Genomic DNA, 13072 nt, shown 5'->3' on the forward strand with positions numbered 1-13072 from the left:
GGCGTTTAAGCTCAATCTTCTTTTTTATCTACTTCTTTTAGCAAACGGTTGATAAGCAATCCCGCGACTTTCGCACCAATGAATGATCTCACTAGAAAAAATAATATCTGTTGTTGTAAGCTCAGTAGTGGTTTTCTTTCCGAGTAACGTATACATCATTTTAAGTTCATCTTCCCATTGTTGAACAAGTTCAATCGTCTCATCTACACTATTTGTCATCAGTTGATTCAAAATGGTTCCGGCAACACCGACACTTTTTGCCCCCAGACTAAGTGCTTTAACAATATCCAACGACTGGCGAATACCACCAGAAGCTAAAATAGTAAGATCACGTTGCCAATTCATCGATTCTAACAAGGAAAGAACAGTGGATTGTCCCCAATCAGCTAAAAATCCTAACTCTCGTTTTTTTCGACGGGCATTTTCAATTTGTGTAAAGCTCGTTCCGCCTTGACCGCTGACATCAACTGCTTTGACACCACGCTGGACTAATTGTTCGATTGTCTCACTGCTCATACCAAAGCCAACTTCTTTCACAATGACTGGAACAGACAAGTGCGCGACAATATCTTCAACATTATCTAACCAACCATGAAAATTACGATCTCCTTCTGGCATGACTAGCTCTTGTGGAACATTTACGTGAATTTGCAGTCCATCGGCGTCAAAAAGATCAACGGCTCTTTTAGCTTCTTCTAAAGAAAGGCCAGCGCCAATATTTGCTAAAATCACACCGTCAGGATTTTCCTTGCGCATGATTTGATAAGTATCTGCTAACTCAGGATTTTTCAAAGCAGCATTGACCGATCCTGTCGCTACCATCGCACCAGTTTCTCTAGCGATGATGCCAAGCTTCTGATTGATGTCTTTTGCTCGCTCACTGCCTCCTGTCATGGCATTGATATAAAAGGGTTGCTTCAAAGAAAAATCAAGAAAAGATGCTGAAATATCGACGTCATCCATGGCTGTTTCTGAAAATGAATGATGGACGAAACGAATTTGATCAAAGTCATTCGTTTTATCTTTATGAAAGGCTTTCGCTAAAGAAATGTGCTCATCTTTTCGATTCATCTTTGTCCTGCTTTCCGTAAAAGTATACATGTAATGGTAAGGGGGTGATTCCTTCTTTTTCCCAAGAACTCATCAAAGGTAAAATACCTGATTTTTGTTTAAACAACACAATGCCGCAATCGCCACCGCCTGCGCCAGATGATTTCGCTGCGCCACCACAAGTTTGAGCCAAGTTACATAATTTTTTTAAGGCAGGCGTTTCGATCGTAACGCCTGTGATCGATGTTAATTGTTGGAGTAATTGACGATTTTTTCGTATCTGCGTTTGGATCAAAGAGATATTTTCTGTCTGAAAACCTGTGATCATTGTTTCGACACACGATTTACTTTCATCTAAAAATTGTTGATATGCTGTTTCTTGTACTTCTTTGGACTGATTGACTTGATCAACTAAATCAGAAGTAGAAGCAGGACTGCCTGTCCAGCCAATTAATAGACGTAGTTTTTTAGGAACAGTCAATGGTTGAATCATTAATTTCGGCCAAGTTGCTTGAAGTAAGCCTGTCAGTGCTTGTTTTTGAACCTGATCAGTGACCCAGTGATGATCGAACGTCGAAAAGGCAATCCAACCGCCGTAGCAACTTGCAGCGATATCTCCACAAGAACCATTTCCTTGAACCTCTAAATGAGCTAGTGCAGAAAGTTTGAAGATTTCTTCTTCCGTTAGAGCTAAATCATAAAAGAGCCCCAAGGCTTTGACAGTTGCCACAGTCACAGCACCGCTGGAACCTAGACCGTATTTGCGTCCATTAGAACTATCTAACTCACTGGTGACTTTCAAATGATAGAAAGACAACTCTTTTTCTTGTTCCTGCGCATATTTCTCCGTTAAGCGAATGGCTGCTAAAACGTAGTGAAAGGGATTTTCCCGAATATCAAGAACGAGTTCGTTGTTTCTTCTAGTCCAGCGTACAGGGAGCGAGCTGTATTGAGCAGATTGAATACTGCCAACATTTTCTGCTGTTTCAAGAGTGACCGTTACAAATTGATCTACGGCAACGATAATCGCTGGATGTCCTGGTTCAACAACGGCGTATTCGCCAGCAATAAATAGTTTGCCTGGTGTAGAAACTTCTATCATAATTCTTCCAACCTTTCTATAGGCATCAAGGTAATTCCTGGTCCCGCATACGCTGTGATCAGCTTTTGTTCAGACAGATGATCCGCTAAAAAATGCTTTAAAGCAGTCAGGTTTTTCTTTTCGACTAAAATTTTAACATTCGGTCCTGCATCCATTGTAAAGTAACAAGGTAGACCAGCTTGTCGAGCTGAACGTACGAGTTGCATGACTTGTAAACTTTCAGGTGACCAATAAGTAAACGGTGGAACCGCCGCTAAGGTAGTACCATGCATACGTAAACCATTTGCCTCAGTGATCGCACCTAACTTATTGAAATCTTTTTCTTTGATGGCTTGTTTAGCTGCTGCTAAATCGGGTTCAACATTTTCTAACCAACCAGAATAAAAGCAAGATGTATCAACTGTTCGTTTCATACCGTCGCGACTGGAAATATCTTTGACACCATCATCGACTAAAACGAATAACATGGCTAGTTCATCCTCCCAATTATCTGAAGGAATCATTTGAGCAAATGAGGTTTGATCAGAGTCGCCTTTTTGCCATTCGGCAAAGCCACCGAAAATACTGCGGCAGGCAGAGCCAGAGCCGCGTCTAGCTAAGCGGGATAGTTCTGTTTCCGTTAAGTCTAAATCTAATGCCTCGCTGCAGGCACCAGCCAGAGCCGCCAAACCACTAGCAGAAGAAGCAAGACCTGCTGCTGTTGGTACGAAATTTTGACTGTCGACTTTTGCAAATAACGATAAATTTTTCCGTTTGCGAACCAAGTCTAAAAAGTTGGAAATTTTTTCTGTTTGCTTAGTGTTTTGTTTTTTTCCATCTAAAAAGAAGATATCTTCAGTTAATGTTTCATCAAAGTGGACACTGGTTTCCGTATAAAAAGCATCTAATGTTAAAGAAAGACTGCTGTTCATCGGTAGTATCAACTGTTCATTTTTTTTACCCCAGTATTTAATTAGCGCAATGTTTGTATAGGCTCGTGCTTTTCCAGCGTACATTAATTTTTCACTCCTAATGATTGAATCCAAGTAGCTTTTGCGCCAGCCTTCTCTAAAGCCGCAGCAATTTTTTCTGCGTGAGCCTTAGAATCAGCTAAAGCGATCATACAACCACCGCGGCCGCCACCTGTTAATTTTGCTCCTAAAGCGCCGTTTTCTAGAGCGGCTGCGACTAATTGATCTAATTGGTCATTGCTAACGGTCAATGCTTTAAGTTGTTCTTGTGCTTGATTCATAACGTTTCCTAATGTATGAACATCATCTGCTAAAATAACCTGTTTGGCTAGTTTAGTCAAGCGGCCTAGCTCCGTAATATGTTGAGAGACTATTTGTTTGTTTTGCTCAAAAAGATGAGCAACGTCACGGACAGCTGCTCGTGTTTGACCTTTGATGCCCGTATCAGCAACAATCAAAAAAGCATTGGAAACATTCATTGGGAACGTTTCTAATGGGTGACCTTTTATGAAAAATAGTGGCTCGCTTCCGCTAGTGGCGGCTGCATCAATTCCGCTAGGATTACCGTGAGCGATTTTTTCAGCACGATTGACTAAATGTAGCAATGTATCTGGTGCACAGGGAACGTTAAAATAATCAAACATCCCACGAACGATAGCGACAGCAGTTGCAGCGCTTGACCCCATACCACGCTCTGCAGGAATTGTACTAGTAATGGTGATTTTTAATGTTGCATCTTCTTGCTGAAGTGTCATCAAGGTTTGATTGATGGCTTCTTTGATGCTCTTTAATTGATGAGGAACGTCTGAAAGTCTCCCAGAAAAATAATGACAATCGACGGTCATCGTAGTGTCAGATTCAACTTTTGTTGAAATAAAGGTCTCTTGAAATGGAAAAGCAATCGCAGGTTCCCCATAAACGACAGAATGTTCCCCCATTAATATAATTTTCCCAGAGGCTTGCCCATGACCCGTTTTTTCTTTATTCATTTTAATAAACAGTCCTTTTATTTAAAATATCAGATGCGTGATGATCCAAGGTACAGTATAAAAATCATGGATTGAGCAACCAAATTTACACTTATTTTATTAAAGAGTACTATAAACAATTCTTACCATCAAACTACCCAAAATAGTAATCAAGCCATTTTGTATGTAAGCAAATATATAGTAAAACCCATAAATAAACCTAATAGAGAAATATTTTTTAGCTAAAAGCCGCACCTAGCGGTCATAGTTCATGATAATAAAGTATGTAGTAGAATGGCAGTTCATGTACTTGAGAAATATTCTCAACCTACACTAGTTTACCAAAAAAAGATATGAAGTAAAATTTATAGTTTCTATATTAAGGAAAAAATTAATTTCTTGTTAATATCTACAAACAAATAACTTAGAGCAAAAATCCTAAGTTCAGCTCTAAGTATTTTTTTCTTACTCTTCAATGAGTAAGCCTAATCCTGCTGCAATCGTAATTGCTTGTTCTTGTGTTACTTTTAAGCCTTTAAGTAATTCTTGAGAAAAAGCAATTTTTTCAAAGGTACTCTTCGTTAAATCAAGACCTGCTAATTTTGTATGAAACCAGTTACTGCCAGTCACTGAACAGCCATCAAGCAAAAGATTATTCCAAGTGACTTCAACAAATTCTGTATCATTTAAACTAGTCTGTTTGAATTGAACGACCTTTTGATTAGTAGCACTGAAAGAGGTGTAGTCCGCTAAGCAATCTTCAAAGAGACAATCCCGCAAATAACTTTCGGCAAAGTTTGTGCCTGTTAACTTACACTGACGAAAATGGACTTGATGAAAACTTGCGCCGATCCATTCTGTATTTGAAAGATCACAATGATCAAAAATCACATTGCTACATTCAAAGCGCTCCAAGTGATTTCGATTCATTGTTAATTTTTCAAACTGGCATTCCCTAAAGACTAAATTGCGGACATCTTGATAACTTAAATCTTGTTCTTTTACCGATAAGCCTTCAATGATCACTTCATCATCTAAAGAAATAAAATCAGTTTCAGTCAGCTTAGGTAGCAAAGGGGCAACAGGCTTCTTGATTTTCATAAATATAACCTCCGATAAATGGGATAGAATTATTCTGTTTCTTTATCTAAATTTTCATTTAATTGATATGCGCGATTATAAAATTTTAAACAGGTTGTTAAAACATAAGCCCCTAAAAGACCTAAGAGGCTGCCTAAAACAATCCCAATCAAACGATAATTTAACAAACTCACTAAATATTGATGGCGCGCTAAGTTAGCGAGTAATAAAGACATTGGTGTGGTAAAGAAGTTGGCAATCGCATAATTTCTTTTGATGAAAAATTCGACAGTTATAAAGAAAAAACAAATCAGAAAAATTGTTTCTAAAGAAGTAAATGAAATACTTAACAACAAAGCGGCAATCAACAACCCAATCATTGTCCCTAAGATCCTTTGAATATTCCGATGCATGACTGCTCGTAAATTATCTCCTTGCAAAACTGCTGCACATGAAACGATCATCCAATAAGCATTCGTCAAATGTAAAGATTGACTGATATAAGTTGCTAAAAATAAAATAGCAGCATAATGCAGAGCATCTAGAAGTGCCGCAGGATCGGTATACAGTCTCTCTTGTAAGGAAACTTTTTTTTCTGGGAGGACCGTTTCCCCTTCAATAAAGTATAAGACAACCGCTACTGCAAGTGATGTTAGCACGCCTAATAAAACATAACTCATCATGGTAGGAACTCGTTCTAAAGGGATTTTAGTACCGCTGCCCATGGCGGTTACCATGACAATAAAAAAAGCCCCCGGCTTAGCAATTCTGTATAACCTAAAGATGATTCTGGCAAAAAAAGCAATCAATGCTATAGCGATCGGGATAACCCAAGGAATGTGGGTACTCAAGACACCGACTAAATTACCAAAAAGTAAAAATCCGCCAACTGAACTTAATCGAATCAACAGCTCTTTTAATGGAAGCGTTTGATAGTAGAGAAAAGTAAAAATCCCAAGTGAACCGAAACTGCCAATCAATAAGTTATTTGAAAAATAACCAATGAATAGTGGTACAGCCATACAAATACCGGCACCAATCAAGCGAAAAGGTGCTTTTTGAGGCTTATGAAATGTAGTTAATTCTTTGAAAAACGATGAACGATGCATCTGATCACTCCTTATATTAATATGAAATACGTGAACTATTTTTTATCAGTTACTACTAAACTGTACAATGCTTAAAAAGTATCTGCCAAGGTCACAGGATATTTCTTCTTATACTAATCTAACATACTCTTTTATAAGAAGACAATCGCTTTTTATCTAATTTAGCTTCACAGGCTAACCTTTCGGAAAAAAGAGCAAACCTGCTTGTGACCAAAAGCGTCACTCCCATGTTTGCCTATTTTTCAGTCAAGGTTAAACGAGCCTGTTCAACTTTTTATTGAATCTAGTTTCACAGGCTAACCTTTCGGAAAAAAGATCAAACCTGCTTGTGACCAAAAGCGTCACGCCCATGTTTGCCTATTTTTCAGTCAAGGTTAAATGAGCCTGTTCAACTTTTTATTGCAGTTTCTAAGAAATCACTTCTAAGTAAGACATAATTTAATGATGGTAGTATTAAAAAAAAATAAGATTATTCTTGATTTTTTAATGTAAAAATTGTAAACTATACCTCAGAACAGTAAATAATTATTAAATTCTGATTTTTCAGAAAATACTTAGGGCATTTTAGGGAGGAAATAAAAATGAAGTTAAAGAAGTCATTTGCTTTTGGATTCATCACTTTATTTAGTTTAACATTAGCAGCATGTGGTAACGGCGGCGGAAAAACAGACGATACAGGCAGCTCGAAAGCAGCTGATGGCGAAGCCAGCGGGGAACAAATTTTCCGTATTAATGAGCAACAAGAAATGCCAAGTGCAGATCCATCTCTAGCCACTGATGAAGTAAGTTTTACAGCGTTAAACAATGTTTATGAAGGAATCTATCGTTTAGACGAAAAAAATAAACCACAACCAGCTGGTGCTGCTGAAAAAGCAGAAATGAGCGATGACGGTCTTGTTTATAAAATCAAATTAAATGAAGATGCTAAATGGTCTGACGGAAAACCTGTAAAAGCAGAAGACTATGTTTATGGATGGCAACGTACCGTTGATCCAGCAACTGCTTCAGAATATGCTTCCCTTTATAGTGCAGTTAAAAATGGCCAAGATATCATGGACGGCAAGAAAGACAAGGCAGAATTAGGGATCAAAGCCGTCGGTGACTACGAATTAGAAGTCACTTTACAACAAGTAACACCGTTTATGGATTACTTATTTGCATTCCCATCATTCTTCCCACAAAGACAAGATGTTGTGGAAAAATATGGTGCTAAATTTGCTGCTAACAGTGAAAATGCAGTGTATAATGGACCCTTTACTTTAGCTGATTTTGACGGACCAGGAACAGATACAGAATGGTCACTTAAAAAGAATAAAGAATATTGGGATAACAAGACAGTTAAATTAGACGAAGTTAAAGTGAGCGTTGTTAAAGAAGCTCCTACATCGTTGAATCTTTTCCAAGATGGTCAAGTGGATGAAGTCGTATTGAGCGGCGAGCTAGCACAACAAATGGCTAGTGATCCAGAATTTGTCATTGAAAAAGAAGCGTCAACTCAATATATGGAATTGAATCAACGTGAAGATAGTTCACCATTTAAAAATGAAAACCTAAGAAAAGCAATCTCTTATTCAATCGATCGTAAATCTTTAGTTGAGTCGATCTTAGGAGACGGTTCAGTAGAACCAAAAGGACTTGTTCCAGCGGATATGTCAACAAGCCCTAAAGGGGATAAAGATTTTGCCGGTGAAGCAGGTAATGTGATTGCCCATGATGAGAAAAAAGCCAAAGAGTATTGGGAAAAAGCGAAAAAAGAATTGGGTATCACTAAACTAGATATGGATATTCTTTCTTCAGATACAGATTCTTCTAAGAAAACTGTTGAGTACTTACAAGGCGCTATCCAAGATACATTAGATGGTGTAAAAGTGACTGTTAGTCCAGTACCATTCGCTGTTCGTTTAGATCGTTCAAATAAAGGCGACTTTACAACAACAATTGGTGGTTGGGGAGCAGATTATGCTGATCCAAGTAGTTTCTTGAATCTCTTTGAAACAGGAAATTCTTATAACCGTGGTCACTATAGTAATCCTGAATATGATAAAAATGTCAAAGCTGCAGCGACAACTAATGCCAATGAGCCAGAGAAACGTTGGGATAATATGATCGATGCTGAAAAGATTATCATGGATGATATGGGTGTTGTCCCACTTTACCAAAGAGCACAAGCTCGTATGCGTTCAGAAAAAGTTAAGGGAATTGCGTTCCACCCAGCTGGACCAAAATTTGATTACAAATGGGCATATATCTCAGAATAATGCAAAATGATAGTCAATAGCACAAAGGACCTTTGCCCTCTTTGAATAAAAAGGCAACGGTCCTCTTGCTATCTTTGCTCATAAAAAGTAAAATAATAAAGAAACAATAGAGACGATCAGTAAGATACCTCCAGTTTCAAGCCAGTAAAGCTGATGTGCTTTGCCAATCTCTGAAAATGGGATAAATTCTTTTGGTTCATTTTTCTTTCTAAAACGAAAATGCATTTTCATAAAACGTTGGAAATTATCAAAAAATCCTGAGGACATGATCCACATGGCTAAGCCGATAATTAGAAAGAATAGTGAAACAATGAAGAAGGTATCAGATACAGAACGGATAGTCAGTGATTGATCTATCAATAGGTAAGTAAAAATACCGATGCTTGAGACCGCTGAGGTAATCAAGGGCCATTTAAAATTTTTCATGTGCTCATCCTTACTTAATTTTCTATCCTTACTTTATCGAAAAAAACTGATGAAGTCAAAATAATCTCGGAGGTGTCATTCTTGAACAGTTTTGGAAAATATTTTCTTAAACGGGTCTTTTTTATGATCATCACATTGTGGCTGATCGCAACGATTACGTTTTTCTTAATGCAATTATTACCAGGTACTCCTTATACCAACCAAGAAAAACTTAGTCCAGAAACAATTGCTATGTTGAACAAGCAGTCAGGTTTAGATAAACCAGTGATCGTTCAATATGGAATTTACTTAAAAAATCTGCTAGTTGGCGATTTTGGGATTTCATTCCAATTTAAAAACCAACCAGTAGCAAAACTGTTGGCAGGCCGTATCGGACCGTCAGTACAATTAGGAGCGCAAGCAATCGTCTTTGGTACGCTAGTCGGGATTTTACTAGGAATCATTGCAGCGATGCGTCAAAATACATGGGTGGATACATTAGCGACGTTAATGGCAATTTTAGGGCGTTCGATTCCTAACTTCGTCTTTGCGGTACTACTGCAATATATCTTTGCCATGAAATTAAAAGTGTTGCCAATCGCAATGTGGAATGGATTTGCTTACACGATTCTCCCAACGATTGCTCTGGCAATGAGTCCAATGGCCGATTCCGCCAGGTTTATACGAACCGAGATGGTCGAAGTTTTACATAGTGATTATGTAGAGTTGGCTCGCGCCAAAGGCTTAAGCCGCTGGCAAGTTGCCGTGAGACACGGACTTAGAAATAGTTTGATTCCTTTGATTACATTACTCGGCCCATTAGCCGTTGGTTTGATGACAGGATCTTTAGTTGTTGAAAATATTTTTGCGATCCCAGGTATTGGGGAGCAGTTCGTAAAATCAATCATGACAAATGACTACCCAACAATTATGGCCGTAACGATTTTATATTCTGCTTTGTTAGTATTCGTCATCTTGATCGTTGATTTACTTTATGGATTGATTGATCCAAGAATTCGTGTTTCAGGAGGTGCCAAAGGTTAATGGAAACAGTTGACTTAAATAATGTCCCAGAAAAAATCAAAAACATACCTGCAAATGACTTCCAGCCTTTGGATACATCAACAACCAAGGAACGTGAACGAATTGCAACGCCGTCACTAAGCTTTTTACAAGATTCTTGGCGTCGTTTGAAAAAGAATAAAGCTGCTGTGATTTCCTTGATTCTTTTAGGAATCATCATCTTTATTTCAATTATCACTATCTGGGTTTCACCTCATGACCCAACACAACAAAATGTAGCATACATCAACTTACCACCGCGTATTCCGTTTTTAGATAGTATCAATGGGTTTAACGGTACAGCCAATGTTGCTGGTAAAATGGTAGATAAGTACGCTCAAGCGAACGTTCCTGATAATGTTAACTTTTACCTTGGAACAGACGGCTTAGGTCGTGATGTATTGAGCCGTTTATTCATGGGAACACGTATCTCATTATTGATCGCATTTATCGCAGCTTTGCTTGATATTACGATCGGTGTAACGTACGGTTTGATTTCAGGATTATTAGGCGGACGTGTCGATACAGTGATGCAACGTATCTTGGAAGTTCTTTCAGGGATTCCTAACCTTGTTGTGATGATCTTGATGCTGACTGTTTTTGATCCAGGTATTTTATCAATCGTATTAGCGATGGTTATTACCAACTGGATTTCAATGGCCAGAATCGTGCGGGCTCAGACCTTGAAACTAAAAGATCAAGAGTTCGTTTTAGCTGCCCAAACATTAGGTGAATCTCGTTTGAAGATCGCCGTAAAACATATTTTGCCGAATATCTCAAGCGTGATCATCGTTCAAATGATGTTCAGTATCCCGTCAGCAATTTTCTTCGAAGCGTTTCTAAGTTTCATCGGTTTAGGATTAAGACCGCCGACCGCTTCTCTTGGAACATTATTAAATGAAGGATATAAAACGTTCCGTTTCCTTCCATATTTGATGTGGATTCCTGCCGTAACTTTGTCAGTCGTAATGATTTGTTTCAACTTGTTAGCTGACGGACTACGTGATGCCTTCGATCCTAAGATGAAAGAGTAGAGTGAATGACTATGGAAAAAGTATTAGAAGTAAAAGACTTACAGATTTCTTTTGATACGTTTGCTGGAAAAGTAAATGCTATTCGTGGTGTGAGCTTTGAGCTGTTCAAAGGGGAAACTCTTGCGATCGTAGGAGAGTCTGGTAGTGGTAAATCAGTAACTACTAGAAGTATCATGCGATTATTGAGCAGCAATGCGAACATCGACAATGGAGAAATTCTGTTTAAAGGTGAAGATATCGTACACAAAACGGAAAAACAAATGCAAACCATTCGTGGGAAAGAAATTGCAATGATTTTCCAAGATCCAATGACTTCATTGGATCCAACAATGCCGATTGGCAAACAAGTTGCTGAATCGTTGATCAAACACAATAAAGTGTCAAAAAAAGAAGGTTTAGATCAAGCCTTAGAATTATTAAAATTAGTAGGGATTCCAAACGCTGAAAAACGTTTGAAAAACTATCCTCACCAATTTTCAGGCGGACAACGTCAACGGATCGTGATCGCGATTGCGTTGATTTGTTACCCAGAAGTTCTAATTGCTGATGAGCCAACAACAGCCTTGGATGTAACGATTCAAGCGCAAATTTTAGAACTATTAAAAGACTTACAACAAAAAATCAGCACATCGATCATCTTCATTACCCATGATTTAGGGGTGGTAGCAAACGTGGCTGACCGTGTAGCCGTTATGTATGGTGGACGTTTAGTGGAAGTCGGAACATCAGAAGAGATTTTCTACAATCCACAACATCCATATACCTGGGGACTACTTGGCTCAATGCCGACAATGGAAGGGACCGAAGACAAGCTATATGCGATTCCTGGTTCACCTCCCGATTTGTTAGACCCGCCAAAAGGAGATGCTTTTTATCCGCGTAACGAGTTTGCAATGAAGATCGACGCAGAAGAAGCACCACCGTATTTTGAAGTATCACCAACTCATAAAGCTGCAACGTGGTTATTAGCACCGCAAGCACCAAAAATCACCCCTCCAGCTGAAATTGTAAGACGTTGGGCGATTTATGCTGAACGCCATAATACGACTGCAGGAGGCGTTAGATAATGAGTGAAAAAAGAAAAGTACTTTTAGATGTTAAAGGACTAAAACAATATTTTAACGTTGGACGCCCTGACGAAGTTAGAGCTGTTGACGATATCAGTTTCCATATCTACGAAGGTGAAACTTTCGGATTGGTGGGAGAATCTGGTAGTGGTAAATCAACAACTGGACGTAGTGTGATTCGTTTATACGACCCAACAGGTGGCGAAATCATTTTCAATGGTGACGACATCAGTAAAATTCGTTCAAAATCAGGAATGCAAGCATTCCGTCGTGAAGTTCAAATGATCTTCCAAGATCCGTATGCTTCATTGAATCCAAGAATGAAAGTCAATGATATCATTGCTGAAGGAATCGACATTAATCATTTAGCGAAAGATGCCGCTGAACGTGAATCTAAGGTCAACGAACTATTAAAAGTCGTTGGACTTGATCCGAGTCACGGAACGCGTTATCCACATGAATTTTCAGGTGGTCAACGCCAACGGATCGGGATTGCGAGAGCCTTAGCCGTTGATCCGCGCTTCATCATCTGTGATGAGCCGATTTCAGCGTTGGATGTATCGATTCAAGCCCAAGTTGTTAATTTATTACAGGACTTACAAAAAGATGCTGGTTTGACTTACTTGTTTATTGCCCATGATTTATCAATGGTAAAACACATCAGTGACCGTATCGGCGTTATGCATAGCGGTAGATTATTGGAAATGGGTTCAAGTGATGATGTATATAATTTTGGTGTGCATTCATATACTGAAAGCTTATTATCAGCGATTCCATTACCTGATCCAGATTATGAACGTACGCGTAAACGTATTGTTTATAAGCCGCAACCTGAAGATAATAAAGAACGTAAACTAAGAGAAATCACACCAGAACATTATGTGTATTGTTCTGAAGATGAAGTTGACGTTTACCGTAAAAAAATTGAAGAGAAAAAAGCCCAAGCGAATCACGGGTAGTCGCTTGACAAACTAAATCCTAGCTAGG

The 13072-nt window shown here is 38.6% G+C and carries 12 protein-coding genes; 5 read left to right on the forward strand and 7 right to left on the reverse strand.

What is annotated here, in order from left to right; all coding sequences use genetic code 11:
* Positions 1-24 precede the first annotated feature (24 nt).
* The 6 genes from fni to RV15_RS02465 all read right to left on the reverse strand — a co-directional run bounded on the left by fni (position 25) and on the right by RV15_RS02465 (position 6259).
* Positions 25-1071 (reverse strand): type 2 isopentenyl-diphosphate Delta-isomerase, encoded by a 1047-nt coding sequence (gene fni / locus RV15_RS02440; RefSeq protein WP_071876478.1) that lies wholly within the window; start codon positions 1069-1071, stop codon positions 25-27.
* Positions 1055-2152: a phosphomevalonate kinase gene (locus tag RV15_RS02445; protein ID WP_071876479.1), complete on the reverse strand. Its 1098-nt coding sequence runs from the start codon at positions 2150-2152 to the stop codon at positions 1055-1057. The genes fni and RV15_RS02445 overlap by 17 nt, the downstream gene beginning before the upstream one ends.
* Positions 2149-3147 carry a diphosphomevalonate decarboxylase gene (mvaD, locus tag RV15_RS02450; RefSeq protein WP_071876480.1) on the reverse strand — a complete coding sequence of 333 codons (999 nt, stop codon included), beginning with the start codon at positions 3145-3147 and terminating at the stop codon, positions 2149-2151. Before mvaD ends, RV15_RS02445 begins: the two co-directional genes overlap by 4 nt.
* Positions 3147-4091 carry a mevalonate kinase gene (gene mvk / locus RV15_RS02455; protein WP_071876481.1) on the reverse strand — a complete coding sequence of 315 codons (945 nt, stop codon included), beginning with the start codon at positions 4089-4091 and terminating at the stop codon, positions 3147-3149. The genes mvaD and mvk overlap by 1 nt, the downstream gene beginning before the upstream one ends.
* A 444-nt stretch (positions 4092-4535) precedes the next feature.
* Positions 4536-5171, reverse strand: coding sequence for a pentapeptide repeat-containing protein (locus tag RV15_RS02460; RefSeq protein WP_071876482.1), 636 nt, complete (start codon positions 5169-5171; stop codon positions 4536-4538).
* 29 nt (positions 5172-5200) lie between these two features.
* Positions 5201-6259, reverse strand: a complete 1059-nt coding sequence (locus RV15_RS02465) for an FUSC family protein (RefSeq protein ID WP_071876483.1) — start codon at positions 6257-6259, stop codon at positions 5201-5203.
* Positions 6260-6840: 581 nt separating this feature from the next.
* On the opposite strand from RV15_RS02465, the gene RV15_RS02470 reads away from it, so the two are divergent.
* Entirely contained in the window at positions 6841-8517 is a 1677-nt protein-coding gene (locus tag RV15_RS02470) for a peptide ABC transporter substrate-binding protein (RefSeq protein WP_071876484.1), read from the forward strand.
* A 78-nt stretch (positions 8518-8595) separates the two neighbouring features.
* Here the strand turns inward: RV15_RS02470 and RV15_RS02475 are convergent, their stop codons facing one another.
* Positions 8596-8943, reverse strand: a complete 348-nt coding sequence (locus tag RV15_RS02475; protein ID WP_071876485.1) for a DUF3899 domain-containing protein — start codon at positions 8941-8943, stop codon at positions 8596-8598.
* 81 nt (positions 8944-9024) lie between these two features.
* On the opposite strand from RV15_RS02475, the gene opp1B reads away from it, so the two are divergent.
* Genes opp1B through RV15_RS02495 form a run of 4 tightly spaced genes read left to right on the forward strand, consistent with a single transcriptional unit; the run spans position 9025 to position 13044 of the window.
* Entirely contained in the window at positions 9025-9966 is a 942-nt protein-coding gene (gene opp1B, locus RV15_RS02480; RefSeq protein WP_069646331.1) for an oligopeptide ABC transporter permease Opp1B, read from the forward strand.
* Positions 9966-11018 (forward strand): oligopeptide ABC transporter permease, encoded by a 1053-nt coding sequence (gene opp3C / locus RV15_RS02485; RefSeq protein ID WP_010762690.1) that lies wholly within the window; start codon positions 9966-9968, stop codon positions 11016-11018. The genes opp1B and opp3C overlap by 1 nt, the downstream gene beginning before the upstream one ends.
* Before the next feature lie 5 nt (positions 11019-11023).
* The gene (opp1D, locus tag RV15_RS02490) at positions 11024-12085 is read left to right on the forward strand and encodes an oligopeptide ABC transporter ATP-binding protein Opp1D (protein ID WP_139242961.1); all 1062 of its coding nucleotides are present in this window, start codon (positions 11024-11026) and stop codon (positions 12083-12085) included.
* A complete protein-coding gene (locus RV15_RS02495; RefSeq protein WP_071876486.1) occupies positions 12085-13044 on the forward strand; it encodes an ABC transporter ATP-binding protein in 960 nt (319 codons plus the stop codon). Before opp1D ends, RV15_RS02495 begins: the two co-directional genes overlap by 1 nt.
* Positions 13045-13072 lie beyond the last annotated feature (28 nt).

The organism is Enterococcus silesiacus (assembly GCF_001886225.1).
Classification (GTDB): domain Bacteria; phylum Bacillota; class Bacilli; order Lactobacillales; family Enterococcaceae; genus Enterococcus_L; species Enterococcus_L silesiacus.

What these genes read in the sequence shown, in the direction of transcription:
- fni (WP_071876478.1), bottom strand. Translation starts at nt 1,071, where the DNA reads ATGAATCGAAAAGATGAGCACATTTCTTTAGCGAAAGCCTTTCATAAA.
- RV15_RS02470 (WP_071876484.1), top strand. Translation starts at nt 6,841, where the DNA reads ATGAAGTTAAAGAAGTCATTTGCTTTTGGATTCATCACTTTATTTAGT.
- mvaD (WP_071876480.1), bottom strand. Translation starts at nt 3,147, where the DNA reads ATGTACGCTGGAAAAGCACGAGCCTATACAAACATTGCGCTAATTAAA.
- mvk (WP_071876481.1), bottom strand. Translation starts at nt 4,091, where the DNA reads ATGAATAAAGAAAAAACGGGTCATGGGCAAGCCTCTGGGAAAATTATA.
- RV15_RS02460 (WP_071876482.1), bottom strand. Translation starts at nt 5,171, where the DNA reads ATGAAAATCAAGAAGCCTGTTGCCCCTTTGCTACCTAAGCTGACTGAA.
- RV15_RS02445 (WP_071876479.1), bottom strand. Translation starts at nt 2,152, where the DNA reads ATGATAGAAGTTTCTACACCAGGCAAACTATTTATTGCTGGCGAATAC.
- opp3C (WP_010762690.1), top strand. Translation starts at nt 9,966, where the DNA reads ATGGAAACAGTTGACTTAAATAATGTCCCAGAAAAAATCAAAAACATA.
- opp1D (WP_139242961.1), top strand. Translation starts at nt 11,024, where the DNA reads ATGACTATGGAAAAAGTATTAGAAGTAAAAGACTTACAGATTTCTTTT.
- RV15_RS02465 (WP_071876483.1), bottom strand. Translation starts at nt 6,259, where the DNA reads ATGCATCGTTCATCGTTTTTCAAAGAATTAACTACATTTCATAAGCCT.
- RV15_RS02495 (WP_071876486.1), top strand. Translation starts at nt 12,085, where the DNA reads ATGAGTGAAAAAAGAAAAGTACTTTTAGATGTTAAAGGACTAAAACAA.
- RV15_RS02475 (WP_071876485.1), bottom strand. Translation starts at nt 8,943, where the DNA reads ATGAAAAATTTTAAATGGCCCTTGATTACCTCAGCGGTCTCAAGCATC.